Origin of the sequence: Paenibacillus xanthanilyticus (genome assembly GCF_042682185.1) — a bacterium.
GTDB lineage: Bacteria > Bacillota > Bacilli > Paenibacillales > Paenibacillaceae > Paenibacillus_Z > Paenibacillus_Z xanthanilyticus.
Genome location: NZ_JBHUHA010000002.1, coordinates 1,833,384 through 1,851,609 on the forward strand (window position 1 = coordinate 1,833,384; position 18,226 = coordinate 1,851,609).

Sequence of the window (18,226 nt, forward strand, 5' to 3'; positions counted from 1 at the left end):
TAAGCACCTCCGTTGTTCTATACCTCTAAATTAACGGTTTTACAGCCGTTTCACTATGACATTGCTCACACTTCGGCGCGATTTTATGAGATATCCGCGTTTGGCCGACGTCTCCGCTTGGTCGGCGGCGATGCGCGCCCAATCCTCGGACGACTGGATCGCGCGCACGAACCGGCTGCTGATGCCGCGGGACCGGAATTCGGCTTCCTCCAGCGGCTTCCAGCGGATCGTCTCCAGCAGATCGGCCTTCGTCGTGCTGCCTTGGCTGAGCAAGGCTTCCAGCTGGCTAGCGCAGTCGCGGTCGTATATGCCGTGCAGCGGATGAGGGGCGCCCTCCACCAACGGAAGAATGGCGTCAATGCCTCCCGTCTGCCGCTCCCAGAGCAGCTTGGCGGCGGCCGCCGAAGGGTAAGGCATGTGGCAGCCGAGCAGCCAGACGGACCGGTTCTTCGCGAGCGCGAGGCCGGCGTGCATGCCGCTCATCGGGCCGCTGCCGGGGTAGTAGTCGCTAATGATGCGTATGCTCCGGTCGACCACGCGAAGGAAAGCCCCCGGCTGGTCGGTGACGATCGTGATGTCGCTGCAGCATGCCTGCATTTCCCGGATTTGCTTCTGAATGAGCATTTGGCCCTCTAACTCATAGAAGGCGCGATTCTCTCCTTGGGTGGCGGCATGCTCGCCTCCCGCCAATATGACGCCGGACAGCATAGGGATCATTCCTTTCGTTATCGAATGGCGGCGTACGCCCGCCCTACCATTACACCATGGCCAGGAGCGGCGCGCAGTGAGTTCCGTCACGGCCGCAACCAATCAAAAAGCTGCCGATCTCACAGATCGGCAGCCGGGCGATGCAAACGCGGTTAGAATCTGCCGTAGAAGGCATTGCGGTAAACGTCAGCCAGCTCCGTCACGAGCGGCATGCGCGGATTCGCGGTCGTGCACTGGTCCTCGAAGGCGCGGTCGGCCAGGTAGTCGACCTTCGCCTCGAAATCGGCCGGATCGAATCCGAGATCCTGGAACTTCTCCGGAATGCCGAGCGACGCGTTCAGCTTACGGATGGCCTCGATCAGGCTGTTCACGCCTTCCTCCGTCGTGCGGGCCGGCAGGCCGAGCATACGGGCGATCTCGGCATAACGCTCATCGGCGACGAAATGGCCGTATTTCGGGAAAGAAGCGAATTTCGTCGGCTTCTGCGCGTTATAGCGGATGACGTGCGGCATTAGAATCGCGTTCGTGCGGCCGTGGGCCGTATGATACTGGCCGCCCCACTTGTGCGCCAAGCTATGATTGATGCCGAGGAACGCGTTGGCGAATGCCATGCCCGCGATGGTCGAGGCATTGTGCATTTTTTCGCGCGCGGTCGGATCCGCTTCATGATGGGATTTCTCCAGGTTCTGGAATACGAGCCGAATCGCATGCAGTGCCAATCCGTCCGTGTAATCGCTCGCCATGACCGATACGTAAGCCTCGATCGCATGGGTCAGCACGTCCATGCCGGTGTCCGCCACGGCGATCTTCGGCAGGCTGTAGACGAATTCCGGATCGATGATCGCCACGTCCGGCGTCAGCTCGTAATCGGCGAGCGGGTATTTCGTATGGCCGTCTTTCTTATCGGTGATGACCGCGAAGGAGGTCACTTCCGATCCGGTGCCGGAGGTCGTCGGGATCGCGACGAACTTCGCCTTGTCGCCCAGGCGCGGGTATTTGTACACGCGCTTGCGGATATCCAGGAACTTCTGCTTCAGCGAATGGAAACTCGTGTCCGGGTATTCGTAGAACAGCCACATCGCTTTGGCCGCGTCCATCGGCGATCCGCCGCCGAGCGCGATGATGCAGTCGGGCTTGAAGCTATCCATCAGCGCCGTGCCTCGTTCGACAGTCTCGACCGACGGGTCCGGTTCGACGTCCGAGAACACTTCGATCGCGACCGGGTTCGTCCGTTTGCGCAGGTAATACTCCAGCTTCTCGACGTAGCCGAGCTTCACCATCATCGCGTCGGTCACAACCAGCACGCGGGAGATGTCCGGCATTTTCTCCAAATATTGCGTCGCGCCTTTCTCGAAGTAGATCTTCGGCGGAATTTTGAACCACTGCATATTGACCGTCCGGTACGCGACGCGCTTGATGTTGAGCAGGTTCACGGCCGAGACGTTGGATGTCGTCGAGTTATGGCCGTAGGAGCCGCAGCCGAGCGTAAGCGAAGGCAGGTTGGTGTTGTACAGATCGCCGATCGCGCCGTGCGTCGAAGGCGAGTTGACGATAACGCGGCCCGTCTTGAGCCGTCTGGCGAACGCCTGCACGACCGCATCGTCGTTCGAATGGATGACCGAGGAGTGGCCCAAGCCCCCGAAGGCGACCACTTCCGCCGCGCGGTCGATGCCCTGCTGCGCGTTCTTGACTTTATAGCAGGCCAGCACGGGGCTGAGCTTCTCGGCCGACAGCGGGAAGGAAGGACCTACGCCCGCGAGCTCGGCGACGAGAATCTTCGTCTCCCGCGGTACTTGAATGCCGGCCATCTCGGCGATCTTCACGGCCGGCTGTCCGACGATGACCGCGTTGACCGCACATTTATCGCTGTTAATGACTAATTTGGATACCGCCTCGGTTTCGGCTTTGTTCAGGAAGTAGCAGCCGCTGTCCTTCATCAGCTTGCGGACTTGGTCGTAGATCGGCTCTTCGATGATGACCGCCTGCTCGGAGGCACAGATCATGCCGTTATCGAACGTCTTCGAGAGAATGAGATCCGTCACGGCCTGCTTCAGATCGGCGGTTTGCTCGATGAAGCACGGTACGTTGCCCGGTCCGACGCCGAGCGCCGGCTTGCCTGTGCTGTACGCAGCCTTCACCATCGCGGAGCCGCCCGTCGCGAGCACGAGGGCCACGTCCGGATGATTCATCAAGAGCCCCGTCGCGTCCAGCGACGGCGTCTCGACCCATTGCACACAGTGCTCAGGCGCGCCGGCCGCAATGGCCGCTTCCAGCAAGGTGCGGGCTGCCGCCGCGCTGGACTTCTGGGCGGAAGGGTGGAACGCGAAGATGATCGGATTGCGCGTCTTCGTCGCGATCAGCGTCTTGAACATCGTCGTGGACGTCGGATTCGTGACCGGCGTAACCCCGGCGATAATGCCGACCGGCTCGGCGACCATCTTGTAATTCTCGAAGGCGTTCTCTTCGATGATGCCGACCGTCTTGTCATGCTTGATACTGTGGTAAATGTATTCCGTCGCAAAAATGTTCTTGGTGATTTTGTCTTCGTATACGCCGCGTCCCGTTTCCTCCACCGCCATTTTGGCCAGCGCCATATGCCGATCCAGTCCAGCGAGCGCCATTGCCTGCACGATGCGGTCGATTTGTTCCTGATCCATGCCGAGATAAGCTTCCTGGGCCAGTCGCGCGCGGGCGACCAGCCGGTTTACTTCGTCCTGCGCGGAATGTTGCGCTTCGAGTTTGCTTTCTTTAACAGCCATGGTCTTCTCCTCCTTGGAGATGTGGATTCGGTGATCAGCCATCTCCTCTATGGCTTCATCTTACCTTCCTTACGCATGGCAAACTATGACATTGCTCACAGGCCGGCAAAAATCTTGCGCGCCCGGAAGCGCCGCTCGAGGCCGGCATCGGCGTGAAGCCCTTCCGGATGCATGCCTCACCAGGTCTGGTACCCCGGTGCCCCATACGTATCCGGCCCAAGCATATCCATGACCGGAATCGTGTACGCGAACAAGATGAGCACCGCCGTGATCGCGATCCATACGCCCCAACGCTCCAGGAAGCGGGGCGTCGCCTCTTCCGGCGCCTCGGATTGCCCGATCGGATAGGCCGTTGTTCCCTTCGGCGCGCGAAACAGCAGCGCCACGTTGACGATCATCAAGATCAGCGCGGCGAACAGAATGACACCGCCGATCGCCATTGCAACATGATACGGCATCCACAGCACGGCATCCGGATGGTTCTGGTACGTCGTGTAGGCCGTGCGCCGCGGCGAGCCGAGCAGGCCGACCGCATGCATCGCGCCGGACATGAACAGCATGCCGACGAGCCACAGCACCGTTTGCACGATGCCGAGCTTGTTGACCTTCGATGTCAGCACCCGGCCCGTAATGACAGGAACCAGCCAGTACGTGATGCCGAAAAACGTCAGCGCGACGCTCGTCGCCACCGTCAGATGGAAGTGTCCCGTCACCCAAAGCGTGTTATGGACGACCGCATTCATTTGATCGCTCGCATTGACGATGCCGCCCGCGCCTGCCGGAATGAACGCGAGCATCCCCATGAACGGCGCGAAGAAACGGACGTCCTTCCACGGCAGCACCTTCACCCACCCGAACAGGCCGCTTGTGCCCTTGGCTCTTCCGTTCAGCTCGAACGAGGCGAACAGCGAGAACGCCGTCATCAGTGACGGCACGACGACCATGAACGTCAGCACGACCTGGATGTATTTCCAGAGCGGACTGATCCCCGGCTCCATCAGCTGATGGTGGAAGCCGACCGGGATGGAGAAGAGCAGCAGCAGAATGAACGACAGCCGCGCGAGCGCGTCGCTGTAGATTTTGCCGCCGATGAGCTCGGGAATGATCACATACCAGCAGATGTACGTCGGCAGCAGCCAGAAGTAGACGAGCGGATGGCCGAAATACCAGAACAGCGTGCGGCTGAGCATGACGTTGACGGTCTCCGTCCAGCCGAGCGACCACGGAATGAGCTGCACGACGACCTCGATCGCCACGCCGATCGTCGCGATTTGCCAGAGCAGCATCGTCACGACCGCCATGAAGCCGAACAGCGGCGACAGCTTGCCCCGGTGAGTCCTTCTCCAATAGATGTATTGATAGAAAATGCCTGCGCCGCTCAGCCAGCTGCCGATGACGACGAGCGCCAAGCCGAAATAGAACTGCGGCGCCGCCTTCATCGGAGCGTAGAACGTATACAAGACGCTCGCTTTATCGAGCAAAATCATGATGAGCACGAAGAGCCCACCGAGCGTCATAAGCGCATACCCCGTCCAACCGAGCCGCCGGACTCGGGGCAGCAGCGTGCCGCCCATCGTGCGGGCGATGCCGGAGTAGAGAAAACCGATGATAAAATACGTGGTGAATACGATGGCCATCAGTATGCCGTGCGCGGTCAGTAATTGATAGTAGCCGATGCCGCCCGGCAGCGTGTACGCGCCGCCGCGCACGACGCTCTGCAGCATGCCGGCGATGCCGCCGAGCAGCAGCGCGGCGAACGCGAAGAGCACGTGGGCGAGCACGAGCGCGCCATCGCGCGGGTCCAATCCTTTAGTAGATTCCATGTTCATCTTCCGCCTCTTCCTTCATTCGATATCTGGGCCGCAGGCCTCATTCCACGATCAGCTTCGTCATCATGTACTCATGTCCCGTGCCGCAGTACTCGTTGCACAGAATGAGGTACTCGCCCTTGCGGTCGAACGTATGCGACACTTGGCTGACCTCTCCCGGTACGAGCATCATGTTCACGTTCGTGCCCGGGATCTCGAAGCCGTGCACGACATCGGTGCTCGTCGCGGTGAAATGAACCGTCGAGCCGGCCGGCACCCGCATCTCCGGCTGCTCCTCGGGCCCGCCCGTATAGCCGAACGCGTACGACACGATGACGGCCTCGTATTCCGTCTTTCCGACCTGAAAGACGCCCGGCTGATTGAACGGGGCCGTCTCGTTCACCTTGGCCGGATCGATCATATGATGGTGCCGGCTCGGCGGCTGCGTCCCCATGGCGAATGCCGAGACGCCGATGACGCCGAGGAACACGAACAGCATCGCGATGCCCACGGTCAACCAAATTTTCTCTAAACGATGAATATGCATAACGCCGATCTCCCCTTGTATCTATTGCCTAGCCATAAATAAAACGAATACGGCGACCCAGGTCAGCGCGATGAACCCGCCGACCAGCATGACGCTGGCGAAGGTGCCGTTGAGCGGAGGGTCCCCCTGCCGCGAAACGTCGGCTTCTCCGCCTCGCGCATCGCCGCCGGCTAACGGCGCGCCTACTTCCGGCGTTCCCGCCGCAGGATCCGCTGCCAGCCGAGTGCCGGCTCCCTTTGTTCTCCTCTTCATTGCCTCGTCCTCCCCGACTTTCCCGCATATTTCCACTTCTGCGCTCATTCTAGCAAGCGCAAAAAAGGCCCGCTGTGATCAATCGCACAGACGGGCCTTTGGATGAGTATATCTTATAGGCGTTCACGAATGGTCTCGATCTCCGTCGGCCGGCTGCCCGGCTTCGACGCGGCAGTCCGCGCAAATCCAGCTCGTCCCCGGCGCAGCGCCCTCGCCTTTGGTCCGCGCGCACTGTTCGCAGGTGATCATCGTCCCTAGCCTCCTTTACGAGAACAAATAGTCCATATCCGTCAAAATTTCCTCGGCCATCGGATAGATCAGCTCTTCCTCCATCTCGAAATGGCTCGTCAAAATCAAGCAGCCCTGCGTCAAATCGTCGCAGCTCTGCTTGACTTCCGTCAGGGCGGTCCCCTGCGCGTCCATGTCCATCAAGCCGAGCAGCGCGTCGCTTGCCTGCAGAAACGATTCGAAAAATTGCACCGCCAGCTCGTGGTCTTTCTCCAGCACCCAGAACGAAGGCATGATCGTTGGCTCCATCTTCAGCTTGTAATAACGGGAGAAGAACGGAAATACCTCCTCATCCTCCCAAGCCGAGTGACGCTCGAGCAGCGCAAGCAGCGAAGACGCTTGGGCCCGCAGCTCCGCCAAGATCGCGAACGCCCCGGCTATACTCGTGCTGGAAGCCGTGCGGCTGCTCAGCTCGCACAGCGCGTCGCACTGCCGCTTCAATTGTTCGTGCTCGCGCTGCAGGCGGATCGCCAGTTCCATGAACCCGCTGGTGCGGGCCGAATTGCCCGGCTCGAACGCAGCGGCCTTGCTCATCGTCATCGGCATGGTCTCTCTCCTCCGCTTCGGTCCTTTACTCCCTTTCATCGCTCTATTCCGCATCGTGATACCCGTTCATGCCGCCAAGCCGGCGACAGATGAGGTCGATCTCGTACCGTTCCGCATAAGCGTCCAGTACCGGCTTTACCTGCATTTGTTTATCCTGTGTAGGAATGGCCATCTTCACACGCCTCCTAGCCTCAGCATTCGGCTGTCTTCATTGTAAGGGGGGCTGACTATATATGTTGTGAAATAAATCACATATTAACCCGCACTTCGCAAAGCGGTACGAGCAGCTCCGTCTCCGAATCCAAATGTCTGCGAATCACGCGGCACGCGTGCGCAAGCTCCGTCATGCCGAGCCGCAGCAGCTGTTCATCCCGCAGCTCGAAGTAAGCCTGCATGTCGTGTAGATAAGCGCGATAGCATTGATCCGCGGTTTGATGCTCCTTCTTCAGCATCCATATCGACGTCGGTAAATCGGGATTGCTCTCCATCGGATATAACTCCGCCAGCAGCGGGAACAACACTTCGCCCTCCCATTGCCCATGCTTCACGAGTTCCTCGCCGAGCGCCCGCGCGCAGCGCTCTACCTGCCGGACTCGAGACTGCACCTCTTCCGCCGGGCCGCGCTTCACCTCTTCAGCCATACGGCACGCCATCGCGGCCGCCTCCCGGATTCTATCGTGATCCTCGCGCAACTTCTCTAAGGTATGCTGTAGGTTTGCCATGGCTTGCATCCTCTTTCCTCCCATTCGTATCGCGGATTGACTAGCGTTCCCCAACCGAAGATTGGGTATGCAGCATCACGCATATAAGAAGAAGGATGCGCCCCGGACATCCCGGCATCCCCCTTCGCGCTTCCTGAATCTACTCCGGTACCTCGATGTATACATAGCCGTCTACGATCTTGACCGGATACGTCAGCGCTTGGCCGGTGTCCGGCTCCTGTACCTGGCCGTCTCGGAGCGAGATCTTCAGATCCCGCAGCGGGCAATAGATGTAATGCCCGCTTACAATCGCCTCCGCGAGCGGTCCGCCCTTGCGGTGCGGCGTCCGGTTCTCGAGGGCGAACACGCCCCCATCCGACGTGCGGAAGACCGCTAACTCCAATGTGCCCATCCGCACCTCCTTCCCGGCTCCTACCGGGAAGGCGAGCAGCGGACCTACCGCCTTGTACGCGCTTTGCGTCTGTACGCTCATCGTTCTTCAGCCTCCTTTTGACAAATCCTAGTCTCGCGCCACTTCGATCCGATGGTAGTATTCCTGCTGCAGCCTGCCGCTCTCCACGACTTCGCGCCACGGATCCTGCAGCTTGGCCAGCGACGTCTCCACGCGCTCGATGAGCGCCTTCCGGTTGTCGGCATCCTCGATGACGAGCTTCCGCACCTGCTCCATGCCGATCCGCTCGAGCCAATCCGACGTGCGCTCCGCATAGTTGCCGGTCTCCCGGTAGTACTGAATGAACGCGCCGCAGATGTCGACCAGCTCTTCGTCGCTCTTCACCTTGCACAGCAGCTCCGCTTCCTTCATCCGGATGCCGCCGTTGCCGCCGACGTACACTTCCCAGCCGCCGTCGTTGCCGACGATGCCGAGATCCTTCGTGCCCGATTCGGCGCAGTTGCGCGGGCAGCCGTTGACCGCCATCTTGAACTTCGCCGGCATCCAGAGCCGCTCGAATTTCTGTTCCAGCAGAATGCCCATGCCGATCGAATCCTGTGTGCCGAAGCGGCAGAAGCGGTTGCCGACGCAGGTCTTGACGGTCCGCAGCGCCTTCGCGTAGCCGTAACCCGACGGCATGCCGAGCTCTTCCCATATCGCGGGCAAATCTTCCTTGGCGATGCCCAGCAGGTCGATCCGCTGGCCGCCCGTGACCTTCACCATCTTGGCGCCGTACTTATCCGCGGCGTCGGCGATCTGGCGGAGCTGATCAGCTGTCGTGACGCCGCCATACATCCGCGGGATGACGCTGTACGTGCCGTCCTTCTGAATATTGGCGTGCAGCCGCTCATTGACGAACCGGGAGTTGCGCTCGTCCTCGTATTCCGTCGGCCATGCCATGCCCAAATAGTAGTTGAGCGCCGGTCTGCACTTCGAACATCCCTCCGGCTGCCGCCAATCCAGCACCGCCATCACTTCGCGCACATTCGTCAAATGCTTCTCCTGGATGGCGGCCACAATCTCATCCCGGGTGCAATCGGTACAGCCGCAGATGCCTTGTTTGGTCTCTTCCTTGGCTTGGAACCCGTCGCCCAGCACGAACTGCAGCAGCTGCTCGACGAGCGGCTTGCAGCCTCCGCACGAGCGCGTCGCGCCCGTCTTGACCTTGATCTCATCGACGGTCGACAAGCCGTCCTCGCGGATGACCCGCACGATATCGCCCTTGGTGACGCCGTTGCAGCCGCAGACGATCTCCTCGTCGGCCATGCCCTCGACGGCCGAGCTCTTCTTGCCCCCGCCGCCGCAGCAGCCGGAGCCGCCGCCGAACAGCTCGGCGTAGAGCTCGTCGGTCATCGCGCCGCCGTCCCGCACCAGGCGGGCGAGCAGCGGGGCATCCGTCACGTCGCCATACATAACCGCGCCGACGATCTGCTTGTCGCGAAGCAGCACCTTTTTGTAGACGCCGCGCCAATCGTCGTGAAGGCGCAGCACCCGGTGATCCGGGGCATCAAGATATTCGCCGGCAGAGAACACGTCCACGCCCGATATTTTCAGCTTGGTCGATACCGTCGATCCTTCGTATGGCGCCGTATTCACGCCCGCGATCGTCTTCGCAAGGACCGCGCCTTGGTCGAACAGCGGCGCGACCAGGCCATAGCAGACGCCCCGGTGCTCGCAGCATTCGCCCACCGCGTACACGTCCGGCGCGCTCGTCTGCAGGTAGTCGTTCACTAGAATGCCGCGTCCGGTCTCGATGCCGCTCGCCTTCGCCACCTCCGCATTCGGAATGATGCCCGCGGACATCACGACCAGCTGCGCGTCCAGCTCTTCTCCGTCTGCGAACCGTAGACCGCTCGCCTCCGTGCCCCCCAGCACTTCAACGGTCTTGGCGCCCATCCGAAACTTGATGCCCTGCCGCTCCAGCTCCGCCTTCAGCATCCCCGCCGCCGTCTGATCCAATTGACGCTCCATGAGCGTATCCATCAGATGGACGACCGTGGTCTCCATGCCGAGCTGCACGAGACCTTTGGCCGCTTCGAGACCCAGCAGGCCGCCGCCGATTACCGCCGCTTGCTTCACTCGCCCGGCCGCGCCGATCATCGTCTCGCAGTCCGCGATATCCCGGAAGCCGATGACGCCCTTCTTGTCCGCGCCCGGTATCGGCAGCACGAACGGCTTGGAGCCGGTGGCGATAATCAGGATATCATAGTCCGCGCTATCGCCCGCGGAGGTATAAACCCGCTTCGCCGCCGTATCGATCCGCGCGACTTTCGTGCCCGTATGCAGCGTGATCCCGTTCTCTTCGTACCACTCGCGGCTGTTCAGAATAATGTCGTCGATCGTCTTGCTGCCTTCCAGCACGTAGGACAGCTGAATGCGATTATAGTTGGGATACGGCTCCTCGCCGTATACGGTAATCTCGAATGCGTTCGTCAGCTTCAAAATTTGCTCCAGCGCGTTGATGCCGGCCATGCCATTGCCGATGAGAACCAGCTTGCGCCGCGCGTTGTTCGTTCCGGTCATGATCATCACTTCCCAATCTTCTTGGTCTTGGGTTCATTATAAGGAAACCGGTTCGACTTGCCTGTGATATAAATCACGCGCGGGAAGCCTAAGTTTGCGATTGTTGTCCGGCATGCGCTCGGCCTTCGGCAGGGGTTCGCTTCTTCACCCGGCATGGCCCGTGATCCGCCTTCGGCATCACCTCCGCCTTGATGCCAGCCAGCCAAATCCACCATGATTCCGGCATTTTGTCGTCGAGCCATTCCATGAGCTCCGCCTCCGATTGCCATGCCGCGAGCCCGTTCACCCGGACGACGGCGACGTCCAGCCCTTCCTCCACGCTTGCCTCGGTCTCGACCGCCGCGCCAGGGAACAGCTTCCGCGTCAGCGCCTCCGCCTCGCCCTCCAGGACGCCGCCCCATCCCGCCGGACGGATGAAGCAAAGATCGGCGTTATATTCGCACGTCATCCGCGCGCCTCCCTTCTCTTGTTACTCCGCGTCCCGTTCCCGCCGATACAGCCATAGCGCGATCGGAAACAGCAGCACGTTCGCGCCTGCAAAGACGAGCGTGAGCGCGTAACGTTCATAGAAAAAAGCGTTCACGACCTGCTGCGTGCACACGATGCTCAGCAGCAGGACGAGACTCAAATAAACGACGCCCCGGTAGCTACGTTTCATAGCGCTTCACCCCGGTCGCATAGATCGTCCCCTGCTCGACCGATAGCTCGATCTCCGGCAAAGGCCGTCTCGGCGGTCCGGCCTTCGGCTTCCCGGTCCGCACGTCAAAGACGCCGTGGTGGCAGGGACAGAGCAGGTCGCCTTCCGCCTTATCCCAGAACACCGGGCACTTCAGATGCGTGCAGGCGTTATGGTACGCCTTGTATTCGCCTTCGGATAAGCGCACCAGCAGGGCGGTATCATGCTCGCCGGGATACGCGAACTCCAGCGCCTCCCCCACCGGCAGGTCGGCAGCCGAGCCGATCTGCCGGGCCGGATATACGCGCTTGCTCCCCTCCGCCAGATGCTTCGCCGCGATCGCGCCCCAAGGCAGCGTCGAGACGGCGAAGACGCCGGCGGCGCCGACCATCGTCTTCAGGAAACTGCGACGGTCCAGCTTCCGCTCGTGGAACTTGCGGATGTTGTGCGTGTAATTGTCTTCGTTCAAAGGCACATCGGGCGCCGGCGTCTTCTTCTTGTTATCCTCGCTCATGCGAATGCCTCCTTAATACAGCTTCTGTATGCCTTGCAGAATGCCGGGCAGGCTAATTTTGACGTTCGTCTCGCCTTCGAGCGGACTCTCTGGTGAACGGCTCGCGCTCCACTGCCCGATGGCGTGCCGCTGCTCCTTGGCCTTCCACTCTTCCTCGGTCAGCCACTGCAGCGTATTCGTCGGACAGACCGACGCGCACATCGGCGGGATGCCTTCCTTGGTCCGGTCGTAGCACAGGTCGCATTTGTACATCAGGTTCTGCGCGCGGTCGAACTTCGGAATGCCGTACGGGCAGGCGATCGTGCAGTTCTGGCAGCCGACGCACTTCTCGGTCAGCGCCGAGAGCACCGCGCCTTCCGCGGTCACTTGAATCGCCTGCGCCGGACAGCTTCGCGCGCAGGCCGGGTCGACGCAGTGCAGGCACATGAGCGGGATCGTCTGCCGGTCCACGAACGGGTTGACGTCGAGCACGTAGTTCCGGTTGCGCTCGTCGTGCCCGCCGCATTGGGTGCAGGCCGCCAGGCAGCTGCGGCAGCCGACGCAATTGTCCATTTCGATATAAAGATAATGCTTCATCGGAAGCCTCCTGTCTGTGCGGATGCGGATGGCGATACGGCCGCGACCTTCTCGATCTGGGCGGCGCACGCCTTGAATTCCGGCATGCGGGACATCGGATCGAGCGCGGCGATCGTCAGCAGATTGACCGAGTCGTCATGGCCGAAATGATACGGCACGAACACGGTATCCGGGCGGATCGCCTCCGTCAGCTTCACCTTGAAGCGGGCTTCTCCCCGGCGGGTATGCAGCCGCACGAGCTCTTCGTGGGCGATGCCGTACTTCTCCGCCGTCTCGGGGTGAACCTCGACGAACGGCTCCGGACACATCGCGTGCAGGAACGGAATGCGCCGCGTCTGATTGCCGGACAGATAGTGGTAGACGACCCGCCCCGTCGTCAGGCGCAGCGGATATTGCTCGCAGGGCTCCTCCGCCGGCGGCCGGTACGGAAGCGCGCACAGCTTGGCTTTGCCGTCCGGATGATAGAACGTCTTATCCAGGAACATATGGGGCGTGCCGGGGTCCTGCTCGTCTTTGCACGGCCAGAACACGCCCTGCTGCCGATCGATCTTCTCCCACGTCGCGCCGAAGTAATCGGCGTAGCCGCCTTTGGACGCAAGACGGAATTCGTCGTTGATCGCCCGCGCAGAGGTAAGGTGGCGGAAATAATCGCCTCGGCCGAGCCGCTCCGCCAGCTCGATCTGCATGAGCCAATCCGGCTTCGATTCGCCGACCGGCTCCTGCGCCTTGTTGATCTTGATGATGCGGCCCTCCAAATTCGTCACCGTGCCCTCGTCCTCGCTCCAGGTTGTGGATGGCAGGACGACGTCGGCGAACTCCGCCGATTCGGAGAGATAGATATCCGAGCACACCATGAAATCAAGGCTCATGAGCGCGGCCCGCACCTCGTTCAGATTCGGCGCGGAGACGGCCGGGTTCGAGCACAGCAGGTAGAGGCTCCGGATCGTCTTATTGGTCATCAGCTCGAACATCTCATAGGCCGAAACCCCGGGCAGCGGCATCTCTTCCGGCCGGATGCCCCATACGCGGGACACCTCCTCGACATGCTTCGGATTCGCGATTTTGCGGTAGCCGGGGAGCGCGTCGGCTTTTTGCCCATGTTCCCTGCCGCCTTGGCCGTTTCCTTGTCCCGTGAAGGTCGCCACGCCCGACTTGGGCCGTCCGATCTTGCCCGTCACCAGGCACATATTCGTATAGGCGGACACGTTGTCCGAGCCTTTATGCTGCTGCTCGATGCCGCGGGCGAACATGACGACCGCGTTCGGCGCCTTGCCGTACAGCTCGGCGGCACGGATCAGCTTCTCCGGCGCGACGCCCGTAATCTCGCTCGTATATTCGGGGGTGAACGCCTTCACCGTCTCGGCCAGCTCCTCGATTCCGTTCGTATGCGCCTGGATGAACGCCTCGTCGGCATAGCCGCCCGCAAGCAGCAGGTTAACCATGCAGTTCGCCAACGCTAGATCCGTCCCCGGCCGCAAATCCAAATGAACATCCGCACGCCGGGCGATCGGGGTCTCCCTCGGATCGACGACGATCAGATAGCCGCCACGGTTCTGCACCTCCCAGATGCGGAACATCGAGGTCGGGTGGCATTCCGCGGTGTTGCTGCCGGCGATGAACAGGCAGTCCGTCTCGTTCAGATCCGTCCAGGGCAGCGTCGATCCCCGGTCGATGCCGAACGTGCGCATGAAGCCCGCGGCCGCGCTGGACATGCAGAACCGCCCGTTGTAATCGATGTACCGGGTTTGCAGGCCGACGCGCGCGAATTTACCGGTCAGGTAGCACTTCTCGTTCGTCATCGATACGCCGCTGAACACCGACAGCGCATCCGGGCCGTAACTGCTCCGCAGCGATTGAAAGTTGCGCACGATAAGGTCGTACGCCTCCTCCCAAGTGGCCGGCCGGAACCCTTCCTTCGTTCCGCGCAGCGACCGGTCGTCGCGAATGAGCGGCGTCATGAGGCGATCGCCGTGATTCGTCTGTTGGTAAGCGGTGACGCCTTTCGGACACATTTTGCCCAGCGTGACCGGCCAATCGTAGCGCGGCTCGACGCCGATAATCGTATTCGTGGACGTATTCACGCGCAGATTCATACCGCACTGCATGCCGCAATAGGAGCAGTGGGTCGGCACGAGTCGCTCGCCGGGATGATGTTTGTTCGCGATGGCCGCACGGGCGGCTCCGTTATCCTTTAGCATCCTGATTCGCCTCCTTCACGCGAAATTGATGGGTCGGGATGCCCGTGAACCGGGACATCCGGTATTTGCGGCGGCAGGGCAGACACAATTCCGCCAAGTGATCGCCGTCCTCGGTCTTGAATTCCAGGTTGTTCTGCTTGAGCACGTCGACGACGTCCCGCGACTGTTCGGCCGACACGAATTCCGTGCCGCATACCCGGCATGCTTTGGGCTCCGCCTCGCCGTAATGGTCGCGATAATTCCTCGCCAGCACGCTGAGCGGCCGCATCGGGATATGCGCCAGCTTGCCGAACGGCAGATAGAGCAGCGTCAGAATGACGGACCACTGATGGATCAGGGACATGACCGGATGGCCGAAGCCATGCAGGAAGATGTTGCTGAACGTCAGCAGCAGCCCCGTCACCGAGATGAACAACAGCAGGTACAGCGGCAGAAAATCGTACGCGAAGCTTTGCTCGGCCAGCGCCTGCTTATTGCGGATCCGCCGGTACAGCGCCATGCAGACGCCGCCGATGACCATGAACGCCGTAATATTGAGCGCATTGTAAAACAGGAACGCGATCCAGCCGTCCGCGGGTACCCGCATCAGATCGAGACCGAAGCCGACGACGGTGTAATAGCCGTTGTCCGCCATCGTGAAATACATCCACCCGAACACGAGCGGGAACGTCACGAACGCGGACAGGATGCAGCCCCAGCCGAGCAAAATATGCTGCAGCCAGCGGTACCAGCCCCGGTTCCAGATGAACCGGTGCACGACGAGATGATCCGCCGCCACGGCGGGCGTCGATCTCCGGAAGATCAACCGTACCCCCTTGCGGAGCAAAATACGGGTCGGCGGACGTTCCGCCCAAGCCATGAACCGATAGAAGAAGCCGCCGATAAAGACGACGGTGCCGACCATGTAGCCGTATAACGCCAAATCCAAGTGCGTAAAAAAACGCGATCCTATGTACATGAGCGCCGCCAACGCGCACACCGTGGCGAAGACGTTCCTCGCCCACCTTGAAGCAAAAGCTCGATTCATGTTCACTGCCCCCCGCCTCCAACGATTCTGTAAGTAGTAGAACACAACGCGAAACAGTCCCGCTGTGATTAATATCACGCGGGACCGCTATCGTTTCGCGAGAACTCGCCTTATGTCCTGGAACGGGCTTCCTGTACTCGGTCGCGCAGCTTGAACAGCGCGAACGCGCTCGCGAACCAGACCAACAGGCCAAGCAGCAGGCTGAACCACCACAATCCCGTGGCGCGCAGAGCGACGAGTACCGCGATGACACAGGCCGCGCAGCCCGTCATGCCGTACACGGAGCCGCGGGCGATCGCGGCGGCCTTATCCGAGCCTTGGCTGATCCCTACCATCATGACGGCCACGATCATGACGGCCGGGAAGGCTGCGAAGATACCGCCGAGCGCTTTCCAGGGAAGCAGCACGGAAGCGACGTAGCTGAGGACGACGGCAAGCCCGCCGAGGGCGAAACGGAGCAGCAGTTCTTTGGCTTTCATTGGAATCCCTCCTTCTTTACGCGCTGAACATCAAGTACGAAATCGCGACCGACGTCGTCAACCAGCCGAGAACCGACAAGGACAGGCCTTTCTTCCATCCTTTGCTGGCGCATAACATGCCGACCGCCACCGCGCATGCCACGTTGATGCCCATCCCGATCAGCGCGCCTTCGGATAAGGCGATCGACTTCGAGACGAGCGCATCGCCCGCATGGTCGAACCGGATCGTAAGCAGCGCGGCCAGGAACACTGCCGGGAACGCGGCGAATATGCCTCCGATGGCCCCGCCGACCCGTTTCGATATAAGGGAAGCCGCGGCGACGGCAGCGCCGCCGAGCACGAACCGCAGGATAATGGCCGTAAGCGATAAGTGAAGCATAAGGAATCTCCTCCGTTTAACGACGTGAATGAATAACGCGAAGAATGCTTTCTTACCAGAATGAACAAGGCAGGTTAATAGTAAGCGGTAGAAACAACCCTTCATCCCTACATCGTGAAATTTTTCACTTTCTTTGATTGACTTGATCCTACTCCTTCCACCTCCATAAGCGCTGTAACGTAAATCACAGCCTCTTCGCCCCCTTTCGCCGTTCCCTCCTCCCTGCGTTGTGACGGTTTGCCAAGAACGGTTGTTAATTTTCACCAACGACTGTGATTTATTTTACAGTGCGCCTCCCTTCGGCATTGGTATACTTTGGATCATCAAAGCACGGTGCGGCCCGCGAACGACAAGCGAAGGCACGCATCCGACGGGAGGTACTCGTTATGGCAAGAATTAATCAATGGAACCCCGAGAACGCCGAATTTTGGGCTAAAGAAGGCAAGCGTCACGCCACGCGCAATCTGTGGATCTCGGTCCCCTCGCTCATGCTCGCTTTTATCGTCTGGCAAATTTGGTCCGTGGTCGCGGTCCGGCTGAACGACGTCGGCTTCCAATTCACGGATAGCCAGCTGTTCACGCTTGCGGCAATCCCCGGTCTGGTCGGCGCGACGATGCGTTTCGTCTACACGTTCGCGGTCGGCATCGTCGGCGGGCGCAACTGGACGGTCATCTCGACCGCTCTCCTGCTCATCCCCGCGATTGGAATCGGCATGGCGGTTCAGGATCCAGGCACGCCGTATTCCATCATGCTGCTGCTCGCCGCGCTGTGCGGCCTTGGCGGCGGCAACTTCTCCTCGTCGCTGTCCAACATCTCGCTCTTCTTCCCGAAGAAAGAGAAGGGCACAGCGCTCGGCATTAACGGCGGACTCGGCAACATGGGGGTCTCGGTCGTCCAATTCGTCACGCCGCTCATTATCACGACCGGCACCTTTGCCGCGCTGTCCGGCGACGGGAAGCTGCTGAAGGACGGCGGACAGCTGTGGCTGCAGAACGCCGCATTCATCTGGGTCATCCCGATCGTGCTCATGACCGTCATCGCTTTCTTCGGCATGGACAATTTGCCGGGCGCCAAGCAGTCGTTCTCCAGCCAGTTCGCCATCGTGAAGCGCAAGCACACTTGGATCATGACCTACCTGTACGTTGCAACGTTCGGTTCCTTCATTGGCTTCTCCGCGGCGTTCCCGCTGCTGCTGAAATCGCAGTTCCCTGAGCATGTCTCGCTCGCCTTCTTGGGCGCCTTCATCGCGGCGGCGGCCAGACCATTCGGCGGCTTCATCTCGGATAAATTCGGCGGCGCCAAGGTGACGGCCATCACGCTGTTCGCCATGGGACTCGGCTCGCTCGCAGTCATCTATTTCATCGGGCAGGGCAGCTTCGCGGGTTTCTTGATCTCGTTCCTGGTGTTATTCCTGGCGGCCGGCACGGGCTCCGGCTCGACCTTCCAGATGATTCCGTACATCTTCCCGGTGAAAGAAGCGGCGCCGGTGCTCGGCTTCACGGCGGCCTTCGCCGCCTACGGCTCCTTTTTCATTCCGAAGCTGTTCGGCTGGTCCATCAACGCCACCGGCTCTTACGTGACCGCCTTCTACGTCTTCATCGGCTTCTACGTCGCGGCCATCGTGCTGAACTGGCTGTTCTATCAAAGCAAACGCGCCGAGGTCACCTCCTTCGTCACGGCGAAGGAACCGGCGGATCGGCCGAAAGCGGCGCATTAATGCGCATCCCCGAGACTTCGGCTTAATACGGCAAATAGGGTTAGCGCTGCATCTCGGATGCGGTCGCTAACCCTTT

The 18,226-nt window shown here is 60.7% G+C and carries 20 protein-coding genes; 1 reads left to right on the plus strand and 19 read right to left on the minus strand.

Annotated elements, in window-relative coordinates; genetic code table 11:
* Nucleotides 1–39 precede the first annotated feature (39 nt).
* From mobA to ACFSKT_RS25345, 19 genes are all read right to left on the minus strand, one after another.
* Nucleotides 40–708, minus strand: coding sequence for a molybdenum cofactor guanylyltransferase (mobA, locus tag ACFSKT_RS25255; RefSeq protein WP_377720886.1), 669 nt, complete (start codon nucleotides 706–708; stop codon nucleotides 40–42).
* A 152-nt stretch (nucleotides 709–860) separates the two neighbouring features.
* Nucleotides 861–3,467 carry a bifunctional acetaldehyde-CoA/alcohol dehydrogenase gene (gene adhE, locus ACFSKT_RS25260; RefSeq protein ID WP_377720885.1) on the minus strand — a complete coding sequence of 869 codons (2,607 nt, stop codon included), beginning with the start codon at nucleotides 3,465–3,467 and terminating at the stop codon, nucleotides 861–863.
* 176 nt (nucleotides 3,468–3,643) lie between these two features.
* A complete protein-coding gene (locus tag ACFSKT_RS25265) occupies nucleotides 3,644–5,290 on the minus strand; it encodes a b(o/a)3-type cytochrome-c oxidase subunit 1 (protein ID WP_377720884.1) in 1,647 nt (548 codons plus the stop codon).
* Between the two features lie 46 nt (nucleotides 5,291–5,336).
* Nucleotides 5,337–5,822, minus strand: coding sequence for a cytochrome c oxidase subunit II (locus ACFSKT_RS25270; protein ID WP_377720883.1), 486 nt, complete (start codon nucleotides 5,820–5,822; stop codon nucleotides 5,337–5,339).
* Nucleotides 5,823–5,843: 21 nt separating this feature from the next.
* Nucleotides 5,844–6,074 (minus strand): hypothetical protein, encoded by a 231-nt coding sequence (locus ACFSKT_RS25275; RefSeq protein ID WP_377720882.1) that lies wholly within the window; start codon nucleotides 6,072–6,074, stop codon nucleotides 5,844–5,846.
* Nucleotides 6,075–6,197: 123 nt separating this feature from the next.
* Nucleotides 6,198–6,323 (minus strand): hypothetical protein, encoded by a 126-nt coding sequence (locus ACFSKT_RS25280; RefSeq protein WP_377720881.1) that lies wholly within the window; start codon nucleotides 6,321–6,323, stop codon nucleotides 6,198–6,200.
* Between the two features lie 15 nt (nucleotides 6,324–6,338).
* On the minus strand, nucleotides 6,339–6,908 hold the full coding sequence (locus ACFSKT_RS25285; protein ID WP_377720880.1) for a hemerythrin domain-containing protein: 570 nt from the start codon (nucleotides 6,906–6,908) through the stop codon (nucleotides 6,339–6,341).
* Nucleotides 6,909–6,951: 43 nt separating this feature from the next.
* Nucleotides 6,952–7,080, minus strand: a complete 129-nt coding sequence (locus ACFSKT_RS25290; RefSeq protein WP_377720879.1) for a hypothetical protein — start codon at nucleotides 7,078–7,080, stop codon at nucleotides 6,952–6,954.
* Between the two features lie 76 nt (nucleotides 7,081–7,156).
* Nucleotides 7,157–7,630 (minus strand): hemerythrin domain-containing protein, encoded by a 474-nt coding sequence (locus ACFSKT_RS25295; protein WP_377720878.1) that lies wholly within the window; start codon nucleotides 7,628–7,630, stop codon nucleotides 7,157–7,159.
* Nucleotides 7,631–7,769: 139 nt separating this feature from the next.
* Complete coding sequence (nirD, locus tag ACFSKT_RS25300) at nucleotides 7,770–8,102, minus strand: nitrite reductase small subunit NirD (RefSeq protein ID WP_377720877.1); 333 nt, start codon at nucleotides 8,100–8,102, stop codon at nucleotides 7,770–7,772.
* Between the two features lie 27 nt (nucleotides 8,103–8,129).
* Nucleotides 8,130–10,583: a nitrite reductase large subunit NirB gene (nirB, locus tag ACFSKT_RS25305; protein WP_377720876.1), complete on the minus strand. Its 2,454-nt coding sequence runs from the start codon at nucleotides 10,581–10,583 to the stop codon at nucleotides 8,130–8,132.
* A gap of 88 nt (nucleotides 10,584–10,671) precedes the next feature.
* Nucleotides 10,672–11,031, minus strand: coding sequence for a hypothetical protein (locus ACFSKT_RS25310; protein WP_377720875.1), 360 nt, complete (start codon nucleotides 11,029–11,031; stop codon nucleotides 10,672–10,674).
* 21 nt (nucleotides 11,032–11,052) lie between these two features.
* Nucleotides 11,053–11,241 (minus strand): hypothetical protein, encoded by a 189-nt coding sequence (locus ACFSKT_RS25315; protein ID WP_377720874.1) that lies wholly within the window; start codon nucleotides 11,239–11,241, stop codon nucleotides 11,053–11,055.
* Nucleotides 11,231–11,773 (minus strand): Rieske 2Fe-2S domain-containing protein, encoded by a 543-nt coding sequence (locus ACFSKT_RS25320; RefSeq protein ID WP_377720873.1) that lies wholly within the window; start codon nucleotides 11,771–11,773, stop codon nucleotides 11,231–11,233. Before ACFSKT_RS25320 ends, ACFSKT_RS25315 begins: the two co-directional genes overlap by 11 nt.
* A 12-nt stretch (nucleotides 11,774–11,785) precedes the next feature.
* Nucleotides 11,786–12,349 (minus strand): 4Fe-4S dicluster domain-containing protein, encoded by a 564-nt coding sequence (locus ACFSKT_RS25325; protein ID WP_377720872.1) that lies wholly within the window; start codon nucleotides 12,347–12,349, stop codon nucleotides 11,786–11,788.
* The gene (locus tag ACFSKT_RS25330) at nucleotides 12,346–14,547 is read right to left on the minus strand and encodes a molybdopterin oxidoreductase family protein (protein WP_377720871.1); all 2,202 of its coding nucleotides are present in this window, start codon (nucleotides 14,545–14,547) and stop codon (nucleotides 12,346–12,348) included. The genes ACFSKT_RS25325 and ACFSKT_RS25330 overlap by 4 nt, the downstream gene beginning before the upstream one ends.
* On the minus strand, nucleotides 14,534–15,574 hold the full coding sequence (locus ACFSKT_RS25335; protein ID WP_377720870.1) for a hypothetical protein: 1,041 nt from the start codon (nucleotides 15,572–15,574) through the stop codon (nucleotides 14,534–14,536). Before ACFSKT_RS25335 ends, ACFSKT_RS25330 begins: the two co-directional genes overlap by 14 nt.
* Nucleotides 15,575–15,684: 110 nt before the next feature.
* Entirely contained in the window at nucleotides 15,685–16,053 is a 369-nt protein-coding gene (locus ACFSKT_RS25340) for a DUF3147 family protein (RefSeq protein WP_377720869.1), read from the minus strand.
* Nucleotides 16,054–16,069: 16 nt separating this feature from the next.
* On the minus strand, nucleotides 16,070–16,432 hold the full coding sequence (locus ACFSKT_RS25345; protein WP_377720868.1) for a DUF3147 family protein: 363 nt from the start codon (nucleotides 16,430–16,432) through the stop codon (nucleotides 16,070–16,072).
* Nucleotides 16,433–16,818: 386 nt separating this feature from the next.
* On the opposite strand from ACFSKT_RS25345, the gene ACFSKT_RS25350 reads away from it, so the two are divergent.
* Entirely contained in the window at nucleotides 16,819–18,150 is a 1,332-nt protein-coding gene (locus ACFSKT_RS25350; protein WP_377720867.1) for an MFS transporter, read from the plus strand.
* Nucleotides 18,151–18,226 lie beyond the last annotated feature (76 nt).

Coding starts and splice junctions, on each gene's coding strand:
- mobA (WP_377720886.1), bottom strand. CDS start 708: ATGCTGTCCGGCGTCATATTGGCGGGAGGCGAGCATGCCGCCACCCAA.
- adhE (WP_377720885.1), bottom strand. CDS start 3,467: ATGGCTGTTAAAGAAAGCAAACTCGAAGCGCAACATTCCGCGCAGGAC.
- ACFSKT_RS25265 (WP_377720884.1), bottom strand. CDS start 5,290: ATGGAATCTACTAAAGGATTGGACCCGCGCGATGGCGCGCTCGTGCTC.
- ACFSKT_RS25270 (WP_377720883.1), bottom strand. CDS start 5,822: ATGCATATTCATCGTTTAGAGAAAATTTGGTTGACCGTGGGCATCGCG.
- ACFSKT_RS25275 (WP_377720882.1), bottom strand. CDS start 6,074: ATGAAGAGGAGAACAAAGGGAGCCGGCACTCGGCTGGCAGCGGATCCT.
- ACFSKT_RS25280 (WP_377720881.1), bottom strand. CDS start 6,323: ATGATCACCTGCGAACAGTGCGCGCGGACCAAAGGCGAGGGCGCTGCG.
- ACFSKT_RS25285 (WP_377720880.1), bottom strand. CDS start 6,908: ATGCCGATGACGATGAGCAAGGCCGCTGCGTTCGAGCCGGGCAATTCG.
- ACFSKT_RS25290 (WP_377720879.1), bottom strand. CDS start 7,080: ATGGCCATTCCTACACAGGATAAACAAATGCAGGTAAAGCCGGTACTG.
- ACFSKT_RS25295 (WP_377720878.1), bottom strand. CDS start 7,630: ATGGCAAACCTACAGCATACCTTAGAGAAGTTGCGCGAGGATCACGAT.
- nirD (WP_377720877.1), bottom strand. CDS start 8,102: ATGAGCGTACAGACGCAAAGCGCGTACAAGGCGGTAGGTCCGCTGCTC.
- nirB (WP_377720876.1), bottom strand. CDS start 10,583: ATGACCGGAACGAACAACGCGCGGCGCAAGCTGGTTCTCATCGGCAAT.
- ACFSKT_RS25310 (WP_377720875.1), bottom strand. CDS start 11,031: ATGACGTGCGAATATAACGCCGATCTTTGCTTCATCCGTCCGGCGGGA.
- ACFSKT_RS25315 (WP_377720874.1), bottom strand. CDS start 11,241: ATGAAACGTAGCTACCGGGGCGTCGTTTATTTGAGTCTCGTCCTGCTG.
- ACFSKT_RS25320 (WP_377720873.1), bottom strand. CDS start 11,773: ATGAGCGAGGATAACAAGAAGAAGACGCCGGCGCCCGATGTGCCTTTG.
- ACFSKT_RS25325 (WP_377720872.1), bottom strand. CDS start 12,349: ATGAAGCATTATCTTTATATCGAAATGGACAATTGCGTCGGCTGCCGC.
- ACFSKT_RS25330 (WP_377720871.1), bottom strand. CDS start 14,547: ATGCTAAAGGATAACGGAGCCGCCCGTGCGGCCATCGCGAACAAACAT.
- ACFSKT_RS25335 (WP_377720870.1), bottom strand. CDS start 15,574: ATGAATCGAGCTTTTGCTTCAAGGTGGGCGAGGAACGTCTTCGCCACG.
- ACFSKT_RS25340 (WP_377720869.1), bottom strand. CDS start 16,053: ATGAAAGCCAAAGAACTGCTGCTCCGTTTCGCCCTCGGCGGGCTTGCC.
- ACFSKT_RS25345 (WP_377720868.1), bottom strand. CDS start 16,432: ATGCTTCACTTATCGCTTACGGCCATTATCCTGCGGTTCGTGCTCGGC.
- ACFSKT_RS25350 (WP_377720867.1), top strand. CDS start 16,819: ATGGCAAGAATTAATCAATGGAACCCCGAGAACGCCGAATTTTGGGCT.